The sequence below is a fragment of the Halobacillus litoralis genome (assembly GCF_009856415.1).
Lineage (GTDB): Bacteria > Bacillota > Bacilli > Bacillales > Halobacillaceae > Halobacillus > Halobacillus litoralis_C.
On sequence record NZ_WMEZ01000002.1, the window covers coordinates 295,339 to 315,735 of the forward strand.

A 20,397-nucleotide genomic window follows, 5' to 3' on the forward strand; every position below is an offset into this window, starting at 1 on the left:
CTTATGCCTCCTTCAGCCACATCGCTTGATAAGGTTCAATAACGATTTCACCTTGTGATGATGTGTAAGCTTTCCCACTTATAATATCTACGATTTGATCACTGTCTAACGTACGATAAATCTCTCCCGCGTCTACGGCTACTTGTTCTCCCGATACATTAACAAGTGAAACGAGTCTTTCACCATGATCTTTTGCTGTTCGTACGATTGTGAATAAACGATCATCCATGAAAAGCACGTCTTGTTCAGCATTCGGATGGAAAGCCTTTTCTTTCTTCCTTTTTTCAATTCGGTCCATGAACGTTGAAAAGACCCGCTCTCTAAGACTTCCTTTATCGTCCAGATCTTTTTTCAAGCGTTTGTAGTCTAGTTTTTCTCTATTGATGGAACGATTACGCCCAGTTTCTTTCACTCCGTCTAAGTCATTCAAGGAACCTAGCAAGCTATGGATATAGATGCCTGGTACTCCTTTAACCGATAAGAGGATCGTTTGGGCAGCAAGGAAGCGCTTGACGGCCTCATTCGGAGATTCTTCAGGCTCTGTCAAGGCGCTTAAGTAATTGATGTTCAACTCGTATGGACTCTTCGTCCCGTCTCCATTATCTTTATAGGAGACAAATCCTCCGTTATCTTTTGCGCGTTTTGCTAAACGTTCTACTTCTTCATCTGCCAATATTCCTTCAACTGGTCTTAGGCCTACGCCGTCATGGGAAGCTAGGAAGTTAAAAAAGGATGTATGTTCACTCGTAGCTTCTAACGAGTCCGCCCATTCAGACAAATGCTTCGCACTACCAGATACAAACGAATGTAACGTCAGAGGCGGCAGCGGAAATTGATAGACCATATGAGCTTCATTGTGTCCATCACCTAAGTAACTGATATTATCTTTGTGAGGTACGTTCGTTTCTGTAATAATGATCGTTCCAGGCGATATCTCTTCAAGTACATGTCTCATGACTTGAACAACTTTATGCGTTTCTTCTAAGTGAATACTTGTCGTACCTAATTGCTTCCAAAGGAAACCTATGGCATCCAACCGAAGGTATCGCGCTCCGTGCTGGACATATTCTGCTAAGACCTCCATCACCTTAGTAAAAAGCGCTTCGCTTTCATAATTCAAGTCGATTTGATCATCACTGAACGTTGTCCATACATACTTGATTCCATCCTTGTGGTCCACCTTTGTCAAAAGCGGAAGGGCACGAGGACGTACGACAGTACTATAGTCGAGGGAAGGATCTGACTCTACGAAATAATCCTGATATTCCGGATCCCCTTCCAAGTACTTTAAGAACCACTCACTCTTACTCGAAATATGGTTGATGACAGCATCAAACATCAAATCATAGTGCTCAGCAAGGTTGTGAACGCCCTCCCAATTCCCGACCTCAGGGTTTACTGCTAAGTAATCCTGAACAGAAAAACCATCATCTGAAGTAAAAGGATAAAAAGGAAGAATGTGGACGGAGTTGATTGTTTCACCCACATATTCATTTAAGAACTCTTTCAAAGTTGTCAAAGGAGTCTGGTGTGGATCCTTTATCGAATCTCCATATGTAATCATCATCACGTCACGCTCATCTACCCACTCTTTCTTTTGAGGTGACTGTTTATATTTATCGATGATTTGCTGGACAGCTTCGTAAAGACGGCTCCCTTTCTCTTCTCCATAAACGTCATAAAGGTTCTGTTGAATCGCTTCTTGTGCACTCATTGTACGGTTCATGAGTAACCCTCCTTAATATGTTAACGCTATCATAAAATAAATAGAAATAGCTTTCTATGTTACACAAGACAATAATATAAACGCTTTCAACTTTTAATTTTGTTACGCATAACAAAAGAGACTCCAGTAAGAAGTCTCTTTACGTAATTTTATGAAAGGCGAGAGCAATCTGAAGGAGGCTTGAATCGTTAATATCCCTGGGATCAAAGCCGGTTAAGTCCTTCACCTTCTTCAAACGATACTGCAAGGTGTTCTTATGAATGTGAAGGGTTTCAGCCGTAGCTTTGATGGAACCCTCTTCTTTATAAAAAGCCTCTAACGTATCAATACATTCAGGAATTTTTTCCAAAAGAGCAGGATTTAATTTACGTTTAATAAAATCTTCCCGTATTGATTCAGGTACGTCATACATGAAAGACTCTACTCCTAGATCTTCATAGTAGAAAAGTGATCGGCTATAATCAACACCAAACCGTAGTGCGCGATCGGCCTCATCCACAGACTTCCACATGAACCCTGGATTTATACAAATACTTCCAATACCAGCCACACTCTCTTGTTCGTACTTACTTTTTAGAGCTTGCTGGATTTCATCTATTCTTGCCGTAATTCTATCTTTCTGCTGAAAAGATTCACTCGTTTCATTTACAGCTAGTAGCATCGTATAACGGGAGCTACCATCGGGAATCAATACGTGTTCATGATCATCCGGAAAATGCATGGAGATTAACTTTTCTAAATCACGCCGATATCTTTGCAAATTTACTTCTTCTTGTACATTCCCTTTCGATTGACCAATTTTCCGATACCAATACTCTTGGAATCCGACCATTTCCAGCAAAACAGCTACCCGAGGCTTGTGAATATTAATACCGAACATCCACCCTCTTGAAGCAAAGAGCTTCTCATCCTGAAAGGAATTTCGAATCCATTCATTCACAAACGTTTCTCTTGCCTGGTTTTCCAATTCAACTTGTTCATCGAGGTAAGCTTCCTTAATTAAAATTTCGGTCATCCTTTTCAATAAATCCCCCAGTTGTTTCACATCAGCTGGATTACCGGTAATACCAATCACACCTACAATTTGTTCATGCAAACGGACAGGCAGGTTAATACCAGGCTTAGCCCCTTGATAAGTATTTTCCGAGGAAATAATTACAGGACGTTCCGTTTTCAATACATCAGCCGCCCCTGCATGGTAATCACCGACCCTCCCTACATCGAGGCTTGCGATTATCCTTGCTTCTTCATCCATGAAGTTAATATTCCGATCCATTATTTTCTCAGTCTCTTGTACAATCGACTGAGCGACTTCTTTTGGGATAAGCATTTATTTTCTCACACTCCATTATTTCCTCGTTTCATCTTTAGTAACTTACATACTACCATACCTTTAATTCTTTAAATTCCTCGACACATAATATCAAAAGCGGCATTTATTATCCTCTTCCATTTTTCAGAAAATCTATAATTCTTTACAAATAGACAATAATTTCCCGGGTAATATTTTGTTTGTCAATTTATGACATACCTATAAAAGAAGAAAAAACACCCAAGTGTAAATCTCATTAGTAAAACATGAGAAGACAAACACTTTTCCCTTTACACAGGCCCCTTTTCAATATGGTCATCACTTTTGGCCAGTACCCTGTGTCCTCGCTTCGTTTGAAGAATCTTTCTAAAGCTTGGAATATTATAATACCGAAGACATTGAAAAAAGCTACTCAAAAAGAGTAGCTTACGAATTAAAGTCAAGAATCATTTCACGTACATCCTGCACTTCCTGATCTGGAACTTCTAAATAGTAGATTCCATTAATTTTGGTACCAGTACCTGTCATCTGATAGGTAGACAGATTTTCTCTCGCCCCACTATAGTTCTTCATCAAATCCTGCATCGTACTGAAATCCATATTGGTAGACACATTCTTACCAAGAACGTCCATGACATTACCAATTTTATTAATGGATCCAACATTCATCCCTTTATCAACAATTCCCTGGATGACTTTACGTTGACGTTCGTTACGTCCGAGGTCACCCTGAGGATCGTCATAGCGCATACGAACATATCCTAGAGCTTCTTTCCCATCCATGGTCAGTTCACCTTTTTTATAATGGAAGTTATTCTTTCCATACCATTCGATATCGTTTTGGATGGTAATACCACCAACGGCATCCACCATTTCTTCCAAACCTTCCATGTTCACCTGGACATAGTAGTCAAGGTTAATATCAAGGAAATTTTCGACAGTTTGTATAGCCATATCTGCTCCACCAAAGGCGTAAGCATGATTAATTTTGTCCAGGTTGCCCGCCTGAGAAGAATCGCCGACCATCTCTGTACGTGTGTCACGAGGAATGCTGATGATTTGGCTTCGATTGTCATTCGGGTCGACAGACAATACCATCAAAGCATCGGAACGCCCGGAATCTCCGGCTCTTTCATCGACGCCCATGAGCAAAATGTTGAGCGATTCTTTTTCTTTTCGCTTCTTCTCTGTCAATTCATGATCGATGGATGAGACTTCTTTGTGCATCTTTGAATCCACCGTGTTCTTCGCTCCACTGTATAGAGAGTAACCATATACACCTGCTGGGACTAATAACAATACCAATAAAACAAGCGTGACTTTCCACCATCGAGTTTTTCTCTTCTTATGTTTATCCGAACGTTTCATTTACAATTCTCTCCACCTTATATCACTTTTTCCTTCTATTATATAGCGAGAAGGAAAGACTTACAATTCTACAATTATAAAAACATCTAAAATCTCCCATACTATTAAAAAGTTTATGGAAGGAGATTCATTGATGAAAAAAGCAGTGATAACAATACTACCCATTCTCTATATGATTCTTATTTGGATCCAGTCGAGCCTTTCTATAAAGACGATTAAGGAGTGGATGTTATGACACTAGGATTTTTTCTAGAAAGCCTACACCTCGTTGAGTTTGCATTTTTATACATTTTCATCGTCCTTGCACTCCAAGCTCATAACCGCTTTTCGAAAACAACTAATATGCTGGCGGCGATTTTTGCCTCTTTTTACGGATTGATTGACGAAATCCACCAGCTTTTTGTAGACGGTCGGTCGTTTACGGTTAATGATTTAATAAAAGATTGGTGTGGAGTATGGATCACTTATTTTGTGGTTCATCTAAAATATTTAAGATGGGCCAAACATTCTCATGGTACAACAGATGACTCCGTTGAAAGTGAATATGCTCTATTCAAGCAGAAACCTTAATTATATTTCATTAAATGAATTTCTATTTCGCAAGCAAATGAGGAACTGGTTGAGATACTTTCTTCTTACCAAGGACCTTTCTTCTCAAAGTCTCTACCAAAGGTTTTTCCACAATGTTATAAACCATACAGCACGAAGCAGTGACCAAAAAGATGATCATGATCAACCCGAAGAATGGATGAAAAATGTCAAAGAAATTCAACTCCACAAATATCATTAAATATCCTTTAATAAAAGGGCCATGAGCAATGTAAATGGAGTAAGATGCTCCACCTAGGTAAGATAAGAAATAAGGGACATTTCTCTTGGTCTTATCCTTTTCTGCTATCCCATACATAATTAACATAGAACAAAATCCGTAAGCTAGTGGTAATGGTATAAAGGTAAAGGAGTAAACATTATGGGTCCATACCAAGAAGTAGCCAGCCAACCCTAGTCCAATACAAAGTCCAGCATATCTATTTGTGAAGTGAATGGATAGGTAAGCTACGAGCGCTCCACAAAAGATTTCCACTATACTAATACTGAAGATGGAGCTTGGAAGGAAGGAAAATATATTCATTTCTCCAAGAAGAGTGAATCCAATCATTAAGCCTATCAAAGGTTTCATAATCACTGGTTTATACATATAAGCAAAGAATAAGAGATAAAAGAATACGATGTGTGTCAGTGACCACGCTGAACTTAAAATGGGCTCATTGGTTAATAAGAGAAACGACTTGAGGGTGACCTCCATACTATAACCTTCTTGCAGCATGGGAAACATAATGGGAACAATTAAAGCCAATGTGGTAAAAATCCAATATAAAGGAAAAATCCTCAAACTTCTTTTGATCAGAAACTGAATGGCTTTTTCCTTATTTCCAGCATGCTTGTTATAGAGGTAATAAATCATGAATCCTGTGACAATAAAAAAGAAATCTACGCCCCCTGTACGTTCCCATTGGGCTACATTAAACCAATCATACCCAATTTCCTGATAAAAGTTATTGTTCGCATGTCCGATAAGTACAAATAATATAGCAAGAGCTCTGGATATCTGGATGATCTCCAATTTACCGGAATTGGATGGTTTCATGATCTTCATCTCTCCTATGTTTACTTACTTATGATTTAGGTTCAAGAAGTTCGCGTATGTTTCCTCATCGCACGGACGGAGTAGTTCAAAAAATACCACATCGTCGAAGGAAGATTACTATGACCGACTTTCCTGTAAGTATTCCAAGTCTTCCGAGCTGACTTCCACTTGTTGCTGGATAGCGATTCATTGCATTTTCTATATAATGACAGTTCTTCATTCAATCCATAAGCAGTCACCCCTTGAGAGAGAATGGACATCCACAATCCATAATCTTCAGAACAATCTCTATAGAGGGGCATTTGCACCCTCCCTAACTTTTCTTGGTTCAGAACCACGGTCAGAGTTCCAATTGCTGTATTCTTAAGTAAATCTTTATACGTAATCTGACGAGGCACATGGAATACGATTTCTGTCAGTTTCCCTGCTTCCAGCATAATCCTATAGGCAGTATAAGAAAAAGAAAAATCATTTTTATGCATGAATGAAATTTGTTTTTCTAGTTTTTGAGGTAGCCAGCAATCATCACTGTCTAAAAAAGCTAGATATTTACCACCTGCAGCTAGGATCGCTTGATTCCTAGCATAAGCAGGTCCACGGTTTCTCGTTAGTTTGATAAGTTTAATACGTTTATCTTCCGATTGTTTGGCTTCAATAAGTTCTACTGAATGATCATTAGAGCAGTCATCAACGATAACCATTTCCCAATTTGTGTATGTTTGAGACTGAACAGATTCAATCGCCTCCAATATAAAATTTGCTGAATTATACGAAGGAGTAATGACGGAGACTTTCCCCATACTATTAAAATCCATTTGAACATCTCCCCTTTTTAATGAATCGCTCTTTTCTTACCTACGCTTTTCATAGAACCTTGCATATCCACACCTTGAGCCTGTTCGCGGTGGAAAACCACTTTCAACGTTAAAATTAATATTTTCCAATCTGAAGACAAGCTATAATTTTTCACATAAGCTAAATCAAACCGCAATTTATCTTCCGCTGACGTGGTGTATTTTGCGTGTACTTGAGCTAAACCTGTAATGCCTGGCTTAACTTCAAGTCGGTGATGGTAATCAGGAAATTGCTTATTGAACTGTTTTACAAAATATTCTCTCTCTGGTCTAGGACCAATCAAACTCATCTCACCTTTCAAAACATTAAACAATTGCGGAAGTTCGTCTAGTCTTGTCGCTCGAATAAATGAACCAATCGTAGTAATCCTTGGATCTTTAAAGGTTGCTAAAACAGGTCCTGTTTTATTCTCTGCATCAGCAACCATACTTCGAAATTTATAAATCCAGAAAGGTTTCCCTTTGATCCCTAACCTTTGCTGTTTATACAGGGCAGGGCCCGGAGATGTTAGAGGGATGAGCCCTGCTAATAATAGAAGGATTGGGCTTGTAAGTAAGATTAAACTTAAGGATCCAATCACATCCATCCCCCTTTTCAGTAATTGATGGATCGGATGAATATGAAAAGGTTGGATAGAGAAGACGATTGTATCTTCAAGCTGATAAGTTTCCGCCCCCTGAATACCTAATTCATAAAGTTCAGGTATCACCAATGTTTCCTTCCCATACTTAGTGGCAAGCTGTACCATTTCCACTTTTTCTTTTGCACTAAAACCAGAACCGATCAACAACGCATCCGTATCCTTCCCATATTCTTTTAATACATCTTCATCTATTGTTTGAGAAGAACCACAAATCCGATACCAGTCTTCATTATTTTCAAGAAAATGATCCATCTTTGAATCCTCGTCGCCAATTAACCAGATCCTCTTTACCGCTCTTTTCCTTATGAAAGACCAGGCAAGCGACCTTACGAGTAATAAAAGAAAAGTCTGGAGGCTGATCGAAACCATCAAATAGCTTATACCGAAAGTGAACCATGATGTGAAAACGATTCCCAAACTAATGCACACACCTACAATGGTCATTGAAAAAACGACGGAATACATAAGATCCTTGAGCGATTTTCTCTCCCAGTTCTTATAAGAGTTGGAAAATGTAAAGATCATATAGGCTATTCCTAATGCGAGAGGAAGTGATGCTGTGTGAAACGGAAAATCAATGATGGATCTAGCTCCAAAAAAATGATAGATTATCCAAAATCCACAAAAGAGCAGTGCCATATCTATAAAAATAAAGGGGGTAAAGTTTCCTTTAAACGACTGGTTCATCTGGTCCCTCTCCTCTCTTAACTATCCTGCACCCTCTCAATTAAGAATTTTAGTTCTTAATTGAGAATGAACGTATAAAATTCACTCTTTTATTACTAGATTTCACCACTTTTTCAAAAGGCTTTGACTTTAACAAATAAAGCTTTTTAAACAAATTTATTGGATGATAATCGATTCGCTTCCCATCAACTAAAGATAGATTCTCTCTTGCATATGACATCGTGTGTAATCCGTCTGGGTAAAGGCTTTCAGGTGACTGATGCAATTGCGATACTGGTTTTTCTTTGAATTCATCGGGACTTAACTTCTCTACCTTATTTAGAACAATACTCCCACCGTATGTGACCGAACAATCTTGCGCAGGCCTGTATAATACATCATTTAGAACAAAGGGGGTACCTGCTGGTCTTGCTGATCGAATATCATACTTGACCGGGTTTGCACCATGCTCTTTCCATTCACCGAGAAGGTGATCGGAATAAAAGATATGCAGCTCATAATTCTCGGTTTGGAAGGATGACGCTCTGGTACAAAACAGCCACCATCTTCCATTCCAATGGATAATAGTAGAATCTACAGCTGCCATGCCTTTCAAAATGGTTTTGACTTCCCGCCATTCTTTAGTCTCATTATTCCATTGGTGGAGCGTCACTTTTTTCGATTCTGATGTTTCAGGAATACAGTAGGAGTTATTCCCATCCTCTACAATATAAGGATAAGACATATGGGTGGGTAAGTTCATCGTTCCCTTTCTCAGAATGTACTTCCCCATATCTTCCCCATCGTCCCTTAAATGGAATTCACTAATAAAGCCTTTAACAACTCTATGATCCACTTCTTCGAAAATCAGACGCAACTCTCCATCTGCTTCATAAGCGAATGGATCTCCATAATATAGTTTTTTATGGGGGAATAGCCATTCAATTTCTAATGGATCTTCATTCAAGAATTCATGCAAGGATTGATTCACGATCCCTATATTCCAGTACTCGTATCCAAACAAGCGCTTATACCATCTTTTAGCTTGATGTTTTCCTATTCGCAGTGAATACCTTATTCGTTTCAATACTGAGAGAGGGGGGTTCTTTTCTATAACCCATTCATGTGAAGCAGGAGCGTTTGGGATACCTTTGTTTATTTTCCTACACATCTGTGCCGGCCATTCTAGTATGGCCTGTTCTAATTGTGTCTTGTGTTTTTTAGCCGAAAAAAGAATCGTCGGGAGTGAACCCTTCATCAAATTTTGAACTTTTCCGTTAGGGAGTAGCCGATCAAAAAACACTTCCGTATAGGATGATTCTTTCCATAACTCATAGAAAATTGGTTCTTTCTCTTTTAAGTGGCGGAAGGTCCACACCCCGTACGATGGTAGATTAAGAAATTCGCCTTCAAATCTTATATCACTTAAATCTAAATAAAAACTCAAAGGATAAGTTCTTAAATGTAAGAGGTCCCTTTGCTTTAGTACACCCTTATCAACTTTACATGTCTTGAGACTACTATACGGGAACAAGTCTTTTATATTTTGGTCTTGATTTTTATATGACTTGTGCTTATCCCTATCATGAACCTTAATAACTAACGAACATTCTAGATTTTCCATTTCTTTTAGCTTATGAAGCATTTCATATTTCCATTTTTCTCCTGAAAGTGAATCGATAATAATGCCAAACTTCATTTTTCCAGCCTTCAAAACACCCTCCCCCTCTCTAAACGACATCTTTCCGATCCAAATATTCCTGTATTGTCTCACCTACCATTTTATTTAACGAAAACTCCTCTTCCACCCGCTGCCGTGCCTTCATAGATAATTCACGATGCTTCGTAGAATCCGCGAATAACGTCAAAATCTTTTCATGGAACGCTTCGGTTGAATGTTCGGTAACGAGATAACCCGTTTGTCCTTCAAGGAGTGCTTCACTGATCCCACCCCGGTCTATGGAAATGATGGGAGTTCCTACAGCCATCGACTCCAAAATGACCATTGGAAAAACCTCTCGATTTGAAGTAAGCAGCATAACATCCATGTCTCCGATAAACTTTTCTGGATTCTTGATTGAACCAAGCATCTTTACGTTCCCAGATAACCCATACCGGTCAATTAAAGTTTCCAAGTTCTTTCTTTCCGGTCCGTCTCCACCAATAACAAAGTTTACATTTTTCATACCTTTGAACTTCCTGGCAATTTCAATAAAGAACTCAAGGTTTTTTTCTTTAGACAACCTAGCCAAAACCCCAACATTAAAAGTCTGATTTTCTCTTTTTTCTCTAAAAATAAATTGCTCCAGGTCTACTCCGTTATAAATCGTTTTAATGATTTCTTTTTGAACCCCGGATTCTAAGAGCGATTTTTTTTCGAAATTGCTCACGGTAATGATTCGATCCACAAACCTATTCATTAATGTGGAAAATATTTTTCTGCTTTTCAGTTCCAACCAGGTGATATTGTGCTTCGTATAAAGAAGTTTAATCGGCCTGCGTGTCACCATCTTCAGAGCAACTCCGTACAAAACCATCCGCAAACTATTCGCGTGAATTAAAGAAATTTCATGGAGCTTCATTACTTTTTTCAACTTTAACAAATTGCTAAAATGTTTCTCTCTTTTTAATTCAACGTAATGGTCCTTATTTGTAAGCCTATCTTGCAAATCACCTGGACCAGCAGCATAGTAGAAATTGAGGTCCGGATGCTCTAAATGATTTTCGAGCTTGCAGAAGTAAATCTCTGCTCCTCCGAAGCTCAATTTATCGGTTAGGAACAAAACATTCACTGTCACCACCTCCATTACTATCAGTCATGAAACTTTTTGTACCGTTGTCATAGAAAATGTACTTTCCTGCGTCCCAGACTTACATCGATTTAAATAGGTAGATAAGATCGCCAAGACCATAAAAAAGATGTCATTGATGATTACAGATAGAAACCCCATTTGAAGGACCATTCCAATAACTGTTAAAAAAAGATATGGTTTATGTTTGTAAATTTTATATTGATACAGTTGATAAACAACAAGGAATAAAAATAGGAGATAAAAGAATATCCCAAGCAGGCCAGATTCTGAAAGTACATCCAAGAAAGTGTTGTGTACGGAAAGGTTATCTCCATACTCAAAGGAGTTGTATTCCGCAAAGTTAAAGGCTCCAATTCCTACAACTTTATGCGTGGTGAAATATTCCCAAGCCCGCCCCCACAACTCGATCCGCCCGCTGCCTCCGTCATTGGTAAAGTCGTTCATTCTCGATTCTAATATGGAAAGCAAGTCAAACCTCAAATATACGATGGCTATATAGCAAGCGAAGGAAACGGAAAGAATGACCCCCATTGTCATTTTCAATTGTTTGAATGGGTGGTTGATCAATCCATATAAGACGAAGAGAGCCATCATAACAAGTAATCCCCCTCTGGAAAAAGTGAGGATATTCGTAGTAATACACAAGATTAACCCCGCTTTGTTCAACCAACCTTTTGAGTTACATAAGTAGTAGGCAAAGAATACAGTATTATAAAAAACGAAAAAGTTAGGATCTTGGAGTAAGCCAATTAATCTAGGGTAGTTTCGATCGATCATCAACCCGAATTGAGAAATCCGGATGCCCTCGGTATCAAAAAAATAACCGACACTTTTAAGGCCAATCACGTACAAAAGAAGACTTGCCGTATTAAAGATCAGACCTACATATCCAATACTCTTATCAATAATCGATTGATGGACGCCTTCTAATATAGATTTCATTACCAAGTAACAAGACAAATAGATAAGAGCACCAGCCATTATCCTTATACTTGATGCCGGATATAGCGAGAATGCACCCGTAAACGAGTAAATCAGATAGAATGCGAGCATCGCCACTTCATACAATTGCAGATGATAGAACCGGAACTGACTGATCATAATTACAAAATAGAGGAGGGAAAAAATCATATAAGGTTTTAATGAAAAACCTATGTGAACACCATAATTGGCTAAAGTGATCAGCAGGAATAGAAAAAACACAGTCCAATTTCTTCTAAGATCCGTTGGCTTTTGAAGGCCCATTTTCCACACCTCCTGATTGCTTTGGCACCTGTCCTTGTTTGTATTTCAAGAATAACTGTTGAGCATAAACATGGAGTTTTTGCCTTAATTCAGTGTCCAGCAAAGGAAGCAGCAGCACAAGGATTGAATGGAGGCTCAGCGCAAGCATGGCATGAAGAATACCCAGCCATTCTATAATAAGCAAACCAGCAAAAAAATAGGATAAATAAGGAAATAATGATCTTTTGAACAGTCCCCATCGATTTGGTGAACACAACCAAAAACCTATAAGAGCTAAAACTTCTATAGCCACTCCAGTAACGGCAGCCCCGATTACTCCATAAGAAAGACTTAAGGTTATATACAGACCTACACCGACGATAACTGTGACCAGTTGTATAAATGTACGGGAGTTTTGTTTTTCCATCGTTGTCAAACCGTCCGCTAATGCTATATTTATGGATTGAAGTAACAGCATAAGTGAAAGTACTTTAAGTGGAAAAGCGGCCCCTAACCACTCTGTCCCGAACAAGATCTTGATGACATATTCAGATAAGTAAAAAAAAGGAAGAACCATCATCATACCGACCAAAGACATGATTTTCGTCTGCGAAATTTGATGGTCAAGATGTTCTTTCAAGTTTTGGTGTTGGAAAGAACGGAATAAAACGGGATAGTAAGCCCCCGCTACAATAAAAGGGATTTGCTGTAAAGCTTGCGGGATTCGATAAGCCACCGCGAACAAACCCACTGCAGCAATTGGAATCGTTTTCTCAAGAATGATCGGCCCAATATGTGGCAGCATGACGAACAAAAGTCCACCTAATGTGAAGGAACCCAAGTTCCTGAATAGTCCTCTATGGAAAGGGTAGGAAAATCGAATAGATACGTCCTTCATCACTAAGATCAGACCAAAAATTCCTGCGGTTAAATAAGACAATCCATATAACGTACACATGATGAGAGGGTTTAACTGAAACCCCATCCCGATCACCATTGCTGTAACAAGGCAAAATGACGAGACCATACGAATCAAGCCGTAGTACTGCATTTTTTCTATAAGTTGATAGAAAGTCGTTCCTATACTTTGTAAAGCCACACCAGTGACCATAGGAATAATTAAATAGTAAGCTGTCCGAATCAACTCCCCGTTACTTGAGTTGAACAAGTGAATGACAGAGAAACCTATGAAAAAGGTGGCAACAAGAAGAGCCAACCTCATCTTTACGTAAGAAGAAATCAGGGCCGATAATTTCACGCCTGGCTTAGATCCTTCGCGAAGCGTGATATCGCTTAAACCTGCATCAGTAAGGTACCCCATAATCATGGCAAAGGCTAAAGCTACACTAAACGTTCCATAATGGTTGGATTGGAGGTAGGAAGCCAGGACAATAAGAGCAGCAGCATTCAAAATACTAGATAAAGCCGTACTGTAAAAAAGATGAAGGATATTTAATCCAATAGAATTTTTCTTTTCCTTGCTCATCTGCTGCTCCCCCTTCTTCCAGGTTTTCATTTATCCTGTTTGTAAAATAGTCCCCAAGACTTCTCTACCAGACCTTTCAATGGCATCTACTGTGGTTACTAACTTTTCTTTCTTACTCTTATTGGTACGGGCGACCAAAATAACACCTTCACAATAATCGGTTAACAATTGAGTATTGGCACTAGATAAAAAGGGTGGAGCTGTAAATAAAACGAGATCGAAGGCCTTCTTACATTCTTCAACAACCCCTTTAATTTTTTCAGGCATCCACATTTCGTGGGAAAACCTCTGTGTCATTCCAGTCGTTAAGAGGCATAGGTTAGGGACCATTGTTTCCCTGATCATATTTCGTACACCTCTCCTTTCCTGAACCGCATTAGCCCAGCCCCATTCATTCTTATTCTGAAAAAAAACATGGAGAGCAGGAGACGAGAGATCCGTATCGACCAATAACACCCTCTTACCTTGTTGAGCCATTGCCATAGCTAATTTCGCAGATACTAAAGAGTTTTCCGTATGTTCATCTACTGATGTAAGTATCAAAGCTGAAGGTTCGTGCCTGATGAAACGATTCAATCGTATTTGAATCATGCGTATCTGCTGAGTGCTCACATATTGTTCGTTGAGCATGAGTCTCTGTTTGACCTTCTCAGACACTGACCTCATTTTTTTTCTCCCCTTCTACAACTTCTATTTTTCTATCTTTCTGAATCGGTTTCTTCTCATGTTTCCTCTTTCCTGGTGTTCTCTTTTTCAAATGAATCTCACCAAGGACCAGAATCCCTAATTCTTTTTCTACTTGTGAAACAGTTCGGATTGAATCGTCTAAATGTTCCCTCAAAAAAGCGACTCCTATTCCAGCTAATAACCCAATCACTATACCAATTCCTAAGTTAAGTGCAGTGCTGCCTACTTTTTCGGCGGTGGTTCCATTAGGAGAATCGCTTAAGATATATATGTCTTGTACACCAAACAATTGATTCATCTTGTCTACAGTAGTAACAACGATTTTGTTCGCTATTTCTTCTGTATCATCCGCATTACTTCCTCTTACGACAACATTTACAATCTGGGAATTCCTTGTATTCTGTACGACCACCTGTTTTTCTATGTCTTCATAACGGATACTAAATTCATTACTGACTGAATTTAGTACACTTGGGCTTTTAATAAAATCGATGGTAGAGGCAAGCAACATGTTAAGTTCTCTCGATTCCGCATATTCCGTCGTTTGTTTATTCAAATCACCGACAACGATACTCTCCATTGATTCATACGTAGGCTTCATGACAAATATCGAAACAGCTCCGACCAAAATAAACACGAAAAAGGTGACGAGAAAGATTGTAAGGACTCTCTTCTTAAGAACAGAGAAAAAAGCTTTGATATCCATCTGATCTTGCATGACAACCTCCACCTATTCATTAAAGTTTATATCTAAAAAGTGTGCACTTGATGTCTTTCACAATATTTCACTGTTAATTGAATGCCGTCCGATAATGTATAAAACGGCTCCCAATGGAGGCATCGTTTAGCCTCCTGGTTGGAAAGTAGACTATGACGGATATCACCCTGACGTTCGTCCTGAAAAGAAGGCATCATGGGTTCACTTAAGTTAAAGTACAGTTCTTCAATGAGATCCAATATAGAAGTTTTAGTGCCTTGGCTGATATTAAACGTTTTTCGATCACCATAATGACAAGCAGCTACGTTCGCTTTGGCTACATCTTTAACAAAAATAAAATCTCTCGTTTGCAACCCATCTCCGAAAACAGATAATGCCTCCCCTCTCAGGGCTTGATCGATAAACAAGGCCACCACCCCTGCTTCTCCTTTTGTATTTTGCCTCATTCCATAAACATTGGAATAGCGAAGAATGGTGTAGTTCAGACCGAATATGTTAGAAAACATTTGAATGTAGGTTTCTGCATTTCTTTTTGACAATCCATAAAAAGATAAAGGATTTACAGGATGATCCTCACCTATAGGTAAATATTCAGGTGCTCCATAGACGGCAGCTGATGAAGCAAAAATAAACTTCTTCACGCCATATTTCACGCAGGCTTCTAAAAGGTTTACTGTTACTTTGATGTTTTCTTCCGCATCAAATCCGGGATTTTTCATTGAGTAAGATACTGAAACTTGAGCCGCTTGATGAATAACGATATCCGGCCTTTCCTTGGCAAACACTAAATCCAAGTTATCTTTAAGGTCCACATTATAGTGATCGACACGGTCAGACATGTTCTCTACCTTTCCTGTTGATAGGTTGTCTAGAACGATTACATCGAAATTATCTAAAAGTAACTCATCTACGATGTGCGATCCAATAAAACCAGCCCCACCTGTCACTAATACTTTCACTAATTCCACCTGCCCATCCGCGATTTCTTTATAAAGAACAAACAGATTCACGTTCTTTATAAAGTATATTACGTTCATTATAGAGTGCTAATCCTGAAATTCAAAACCTCAAATCCTCCTTTTTTGTTCTCGATAAGACACTTTTCGTGGAGAATACTTCCAATACCTCTCTTTTTTTATCTTTTTCGTTCTTTCTAAAGAACAAAAGAGTGATCAGTTTCTAAAGAACCAAACTGACCACTCTTTAATCTAAGGTTTAAATATCTCAACCCTCTGCTCAAACGTCTTGGGCGAAGAACAGTAAAAAGTTATTACATATATTAATAACCCCTTTTATAATTCGAAAAAACTGCTAAGGTCCAGGGACGGATTGCGACGGATAGTAGGAGTTGTTATCCCCTTGATCGACAATATTTGCTTCATTCACATTAGAAATCAGACTGTTCCTCATGGACTGAGCAGAGAAATTAACGATCTTACTTTCCGTGGCATATGATTCCACGTCCCATATCATCCCTTGAAAGCGATTATCTGATCCAGATACACGCAAGACCTCTTCTGTGGCATCTGACAATTGAATTTGAAAGTCAGTAAATTGATTCCCAGACACCTCATTAGGAATAGATTTTGAACTCTCTATAACAATGCATTGGACACAATCATCCAGCGTTAGATTGATAAAACGATTTCCATTAACAAAGTTATATTTTTCATTTGGAATTTCAGCTTTCATGAAAACTCCTGTTTGAAAACCTACAATCTTCAACGATAAAAAATCGACAAAACTAATAAACTCATTCGATTGATCAGCTACAAGAGCTATAGCTGTTCCCGTGTTTTCCTCACTCGTATTTATAATGTTCAACCCCTCAATGCGTGAAGTTTCCCACGACCAGAACTTTTGTCCACCATCAAAATAGAGGACTTCAGAAGAGAAGGTTTGATCAGACACCTCTATGATTCCATTTGTGATTGAGGCATTTTTCATAATTTCAAATACCTTAAAGTCACCTTGAACCTCTATAGTCGTATTTTTTCCCAGTTCCAGCTCAATGCCTTGTTTTAATACGATTCCTTTATGAAGGATGAAACGTTGATTCCCTGTCAACTTAACTTTGCCTACTCCATGTTTTACACCATATTCAATTGCTTCTTGGATAGCCGTTGAATCATCCTGATCGTCATTTCCTTTGGCACCAAAATCCTCAATATTCACTCCCTCTTTCAGTGAATCTTCCTCTAAGGATGGGTGTTGATTTTCATATTTTTCGTAAACAAATAGAACGCCGAGGATAAGTACTGCTAATGAAAGCATAAAAACCTTGTAATTCAACGCATACGCTCCTCAAAAATATATTTGGTAAGAAAGGCCCTAGCTTGAATGCTATAACTGATTAGAGAGAGAACTTGTATAAGGCAGAAATAACTCGCACCTAATATGCATCCACATGACATGGACTATTGTTTAAGAACAAATAAAGACTGAAAAAACGCAAGCTTCTCTAATAAGAGCTTGCGTTTTTTCATGACATGAACGACAGGCTTTGAGTGTATAATTTCTCTTAAACTGGACCATTGCTTCAGAAAATAGGTCATCTATGTCTTCCTTTTGCTTAAAAAATTCCCAGCCGTTTTTTTGTTCTAATGCGCTCAGGTGGATCCGTATAAACCATCTCTCCCTCAAGGACGACGTGAGCATTTTCCATGAATTGATACATGAGGTCCGTACCGAACTTCTTCTCAATTTTGCTGTAAGCTTCTTTCATGAAAAATCCACGTTTTTTGGAGTCATGGGCATTAGAGGCTACAAGGTGAGTCAGATTGAATTCAATCATTTGATAAGAAAATTTTTGGACTTCTTTCCCTAATTTTCCTGCTATACTTGCAGCGGTTACTTGAGTGATAGCACCATTTTTCACAAAGTTATAAAGTTCATTCGGTTGCTGTCGAATCATTTTATTGCGCTCTGGATGAACGAGAACAGGCTTGTAACCAAGCAATTGAATCTCATACATCATCTTTTTAGCATAATGAGGAATTTCATGATTTGGCAATTCGAGAAAAACATAACCACTGTTCTTATTGATAGAAAGCATTTCCTCCGATTCAAACGCTTCAAGTTCCCCATTGAGTCTTATCTCCTGCCCAGGGAGCACGGTCAATTCAATACCTTGTTGAAAGAGTTCATCATTCAACTGAGCGGTTTTTTGGATGACAAGCGACTTTGGATTCCTATACCGTGTATGAAGATGATGGGGAGTAGCAACGACCGTATCGATTCCTTGTTCAACAGCCAATCTGGCCATCTCGACACTTTCCTCCATCGTCTGTGCCCCATCATCTAATCCAGGTAAAATATGACAGTGCAAATCGATCATTTTCATTCCACCTCTTTAGTATTTTCAAACATAGATTAAACAGGTTGATATTTCCTAACACCTAAGATAATTAGCAAATGATTTCATGCACTTGTTAAGTAGTTACTAACCACCAAACAGCATCGTTAAACAAAAAAACCAATAATTCCCATTACATTTAACCTCGCGATTGAGAATTGCCCTGAGTGCATTGAACTATACACAACACTGGTATTGGTATATCGTTGGTATTTACTCCTTCACCTGTATTTTTTCAGAGTTTCTTCGTTGTTCTTTATTAAGAATGGTATAAATTGATTATATAACCTTAGGAGACATATGGAAAACCTCAAATACTCCCATATTTCACTTTAAAGAACAGATTTAACAATAAATCTTTAAAATACTCGATATAACACTATAATAAGTAAATTTTTTCCTTGTTTATTCTTATGAAAGAACATATTTCATTAAGACTCACTTTCAGCCAACATAGGAGGTTTTACACCTCACGACAAGAGTTTTAACATCGCTGTTCATGTAAGGTGAGACGTAAGAACCAATTGTATTTATTTTTCATATAATACAGTCTTAACTCTTGACGGATTTTTAAGGTAGGAATGAACATATCAAATTTTTGTTAAGAGAGCTTTTATAGTAAATAAGATGGAAAATTGAAAAGAAGAGGTGTACCAATTGGTATTTTCCAATGAAGAACTTCAGAAAGAGATTAACAATTTGACAAGTGCCATAAACGGGATCGTTTCACTTTTATCCTCACAGTATGGGGAAAGTAACACTGCGGTTTCCCCACCAGTCTATATTAGAGTATCTGACTTTTCAGGAGTAAGTGATGCTGATCGGTTACAGAAAGCGATTGACTATGCTGAGCAACATTCCATTAAAACCGTATTTTCTGATGATCTTAGTTTTTATCTAGAGAGCACAATTACTATAAAAAAAGGGGTACGACTTTTGTCTGCTTACTCAACGGTTTACATGTTGGGAGCAAATGTGGATGGCTTCATCATAGAACAAGATGCCTCTTTTTTAGGTGGAAAAGTCGCTATTGACGTATCTGGCTATACAAAAAAAGCCATTTCTTTGAATGGATCACAAAAGTTCTACAACACGTGGAACAATACACAGATTGATGATATTACGATCCTGAACTGGATGGGGGATAACGGAGGCACTGGGATTTACCTTTACTCAGGAGGAAACGAACACGAAATTTCGTTTGTAAACTTCAGCAACATTAAGGTCGTGGGCTTCGAAAAGGGAATTCATCTTCGCGCGACAAAACCTAGTACCGGCAGGGCTTGGGTAAACGCAAATAACTTTGATAATGTCGCCATCGAAGATTGTGTTCACATGATTGTGCTTGAAGGAAGCGAAACGGTCCCATTTGAAACAACAGGAAACATATTCTCAAATCTTCAAATCCAACCTTCCAATTCCACTAAAAAAATCATTACTGCTAGTGGTCAAGATAACAGATTCACAGGGATGGTTTGGGACTTATTTGAGATCCCCCATTCGGGGCCTGTCGTAGATTTCACGACTAGATCGTCTTATAATTTCGTTGACTTATCCAGAAATGTGCCACTGGATCGTGTTAGTGATAAAGGAAGAAAAAATCTTGTCATCAGTCATGATACAACTATAGTTGAAAAAAGAACGAGTGACCCCCAGAATCCTGTGGAAGGCCAAGTATGGTTAAGAACAGACCTTAACCCAACAACAGATGCTGTATATCGAATCATGACCAGCGCAGGAGTTATGTACCTCCCTTTAAAATCAGTATAATAGTGAATTTCTAAAATTCACTAGAAACTCATATATAGTATAAATATCTATATATGACATTTAAAATTAAATTGTGTCGAATGATGAACACCCAAGACTACAACTTATGACAATTGGTAGTCTTTT

The 20,397-nt window shown here is 38.5% G+C and carries 17 protein-coding genes; 2 read left to right on the forward strand and 15 right to left on the reverse strand.

Going from position 1 to position 20,397, the window contains the following annotated elements; all coding sequences use genetic code 11:
• Position 1: 1 nt before the first annotated feature.
• The 3 genes from GLV98_RS07145 to GLV98_RS07155 form a co-directional block, all read right to left on the reverse strand.
• Complete coding sequence (locus GLV98_RS07145) at positions 2-1,726, reverse strand: sugar phosphorylase (protein ID WP_202409953.1); 1,725 nt, start codon at positions 1,724-1,726, stop codon at positions 2-4.
• Between the two features lie 139 nt (positions 1,727-1,865).
• On the reverse strand, positions 1,866-3,056 hold the full coding sequence (locus tag GLV98_RS07150) for a CdaR family transcriptional regulator (RefSeq protein WP_160913519.1): 1,191 nt from the start codon (positions 3,054-3,056) through the stop codon (positions 1,866-1,868).
• Between the two features lie 408 nt (positions 3,057-3,464).
• A complete protein-coding gene (locus tag GLV98_RS07155; RefSeq protein WP_160913521.1) occupies positions 3,465-4,406 on the reverse strand; it encodes an LCP family protein in 942 nt (313 codons plus the stop codon).
• Between the two features lie 231 nt (positions 4,407-4,637).
• On the opposite strand from GLV98_RS07155, the gene GLV98_RS07160 reads away from it, so the two are divergent.
• Positions 4,638-4,976 carry a VanZ family protein gene (locus tag GLV98_RS07160; RefSeq protein WP_160913523.1) on the forward strand — a complete coding sequence of 113 codons (339 nt, stop codon included), beginning with the start codon at positions 4,638-4,640 and terminating at the stop codon, positions 4,974-4,976.
• 22 nt (positions 4,977-4,998) lie between these two features.
• Here the strand turns inward: GLV98_RS07160 and GLV98_RS07165 are convergent, their stop codons facing one another.
• The 12 genes from GLV98_RS07165 to GLV98_RS07220 form a co-directional block, all read right to left on the reverse strand.
• A complete protein-coding gene (locus GLV98_RS07165) occupies positions 4,999-6,054 on the reverse strand; it encodes an acyltransferase family protein (RefSeq protein ID WP_160913525.1) in 1,056 nt (351 codons plus the stop codon).
• A gap of 41 nt (positions 6,055-6,095) precedes the next feature.
• A complete protein-coding gene (locus GLV98_RS07170) occupies positions 6,096-6,869 on the reverse strand; it encodes a glycosyltransferase family 2 protein (RefSeq protein ID WP_160913527.1) in 774 nt (257 codons plus the stop codon).
• 17 nt (positions 6,870-6,886) lie between these two features.
• Complete coding sequence (locus GLV98_RS07175; RefSeq protein ID WP_160913529.1) at positions 6,887-8,239, reverse strand: exopolysaccharide biosynthesis polyprenyl glycosylphosphotransferase; 1,353 nt, start codon at positions 8,237-8,239, stop codon at positions 6,887-6,889.
• Between the two features lie 49 nt (positions 8,240-8,288).
• Positions 8,289-9,932, reverse strand: coding sequence for a glucosamine inositolphosphorylceramide transferase family protein (locus GLV98_RS07180; protein WP_160913532.1), 1,644 nt, complete (start codon positions 9,930-9,932; stop codon positions 8,289-8,291).
• Between the two features lie 16 nt (positions 9,933-9,948).
• Complete coding sequence (locus tag GLV98_RS07185) at positions 9,949-11,010, reverse strand: glycosyltransferase family 4 protein (protein WP_337193727.1); 1,062 nt, start codon at positions 11,008-11,010, stop codon at positions 9,949-9,951.
• A gap of 24 nt (positions 11,011-11,034) precedes the next feature.
• Positions 11,035-12,276, reverse strand: a complete 1,242-nt coding sequence (locus GLV98_RS07190) for an O-antigen ligase family protein (RefSeq protein ID WP_160913536.1) — start codon at positions 12,274-12,276, stop codon at positions 11,035-11,037.
• Positions 12,248-13,741, reverse strand: a complete 1,494-nt coding sequence (locus tag GLV98_RS07195; protein WP_160913538.1) for an oligosaccharide flippase family protein — start codon at positions 13,739-13,741, stop codon at positions 12,248-12,250. The genes GLV98_RS07190 and GLV98_RS07195 overlap by 29 nt, the downstream gene beginning before the upstream one ends.
• Positions 13,742-13,771: 30 nt before the next feature.
• Positions 13,772-14,407: a CpsD/CapB family tyrosine-protein kinase gene (locus GLV98_RS07200; protein WP_160913540.1), complete on the reverse strand. Its 636-nt coding sequence runs from the start codon at positions 14,405-14,407 to the stop codon at positions 13,772-13,774.
• Positions 14,391-15,146 carry a YveK family protein gene (locus GLV98_RS07205; protein ID WP_160913542.1) on the reverse strand — a complete coding sequence of 252 codons (756 nt, stop codon included), beginning with the start codon at positions 15,144-15,146 and terminating at the stop codon, positions 14,391-14,393. Before GLV98_RS07205 ends, GLV98_RS07200 begins: the two co-directional genes overlap by 17 nt.
• Positions 15,147-15,178: 32 nt before the next feature.
• Positions 15,179-16,183, reverse strand: a complete 1,005-nt coding sequence (locus GLV98_RS07210; RefSeq protein WP_202409954.1) for an NAD-dependent epimerase/dehydratase family protein — start codon at positions 16,181-16,183, stop codon at positions 15,179-15,181.
• 274 nt (positions 16,184-16,457) lie between these two features.
• Positions 16,458-17,438 (reverse strand): hypothetical protein, encoded by a 981-nt coding sequence (locus tag GLV98_RS07215; RefSeq protein WP_160913545.1) that lies wholly within the window; start codon positions 17,436-17,438, stop codon positions 16,458-16,460.
• A 280-nt stretch (positions 17,439-17,718) separates the two neighbouring features.
• Complete coding sequence (locus GLV98_RS07220) at positions 17,719-18,483, reverse strand: tyrosine-protein phosphatase (protein ID WP_202409955.1); 765 nt, start codon at positions 18,481-18,483, stop codon at positions 17,719-17,721.
• A gap of 675 nt (positions 18,484-19,158) precedes the next feature.
• Here GLV98_RS07220 and GLV98_RS07225 point away from each other — a divergent pair.
• Entirely contained in the window at positions 19,159-20,271 is a 1,113-nt protein-coding gene (locus tag GLV98_RS07225; RefSeq protein ID WP_160913549.1) for a hypothetical protein, read from the forward strand.
• Positions 20,272-20,397 lie beyond the last annotated feature (126 nt).

Excerpts from the sequence above, each read along its gene's own strand:
- GLV98_RS07145 (WP_202409953.1), bottom strand. The coding sequence starts at position 1,726 with ATGAACCGTACAATGAGTGCACAAGAAGCGATTCAACAGAACCTTTAT.
- GLV98_RS07150 (WP_160913519.1), bottom strand. The coding sequence starts at position 3,056 with ATGCTTATCCCAAAAGAAGTCGCTCAGTCGATTGTACAAGAGACTGAG.
- GLV98_RS07155 (WP_160913521.1), bottom strand. The coding sequence starts at position 4,406 with ATGAAACGTTCGGATAAACATAAGAAGAGAAAAACTCGATGGTGGAAA.
- GLV98_RS07160 (WP_160913523.1), top strand. The coding sequence starts at position 4,638 with ATGACACTAGGATTTTTTCTAGAAAGCCTACACCTCGTTGAGTTTGCA.
- GLV98_RS07165 (WP_160913525.1), bottom strand. The coding sequence starts at position 6,054 with ATGAAACCATCCAATTCCGGTAAATTGGAGATCATCCAGATATCCAGA.
- GLV98_RS07170 (WP_160913527.1), bottom strand. The coding sequence starts at position 6,869 with ATGGATTTTAATAGTATGGGGAAAGTCTCCGTCATTACTCCTTCGTAT.
- GLV98_RS07175 (WP_160913529.1), bottom strand. The coding sequence starts at position 8,239 with ATGAACCAGTCGTTTAAAGGAAACTTTACCCCCTTTATTTTTATAGAT.
- GLV98_RS07190 (WP_160913536.1), bottom strand. The coding sequence starts at position 12,276 with ATGGGCCTTCAAAAGCCAACGGATCTTAGAAGAAATTGGACTGTGTTT.
- GLV98_RS07195 (WP_160913538.1), bottom strand. The coding sequence starts at position 13,741 with ATGAGCAAGGAAAAGAAAAATTCTATTGGATTAAATATCCTTCATCTT.
- GLV98_RS07200 (WP_160913540.1), bottom strand. The coding sequence starts at position 14,407 with ATGAGGTCAGTGTCTGAGAAGGTCAAACAGAGACTCATGCTCAACGAA.
- GLV98_RS07205 (WP_160913542.1), bottom strand. The coding sequence starts at position 15,146 with ATGCAAGATCAGATGGATATCAAAGCTTTTTTCTCTGTTCTTAAGAAG.
- GLV98_RS07210 (WP_202409954.1), bottom strand. The coding sequence starts at position 16,183 with ATGAACGTAATATACTTTATAAAGAACGTGAATCTGTTTGTTCTTTAT.
- GLV98_RS07220 (WP_202409955.1), bottom strand. The coding sequence starts at position 18,483 with ATGATCGATTTGCACTGTCATATTTTACCTGGATTAGATGATGGGGCA.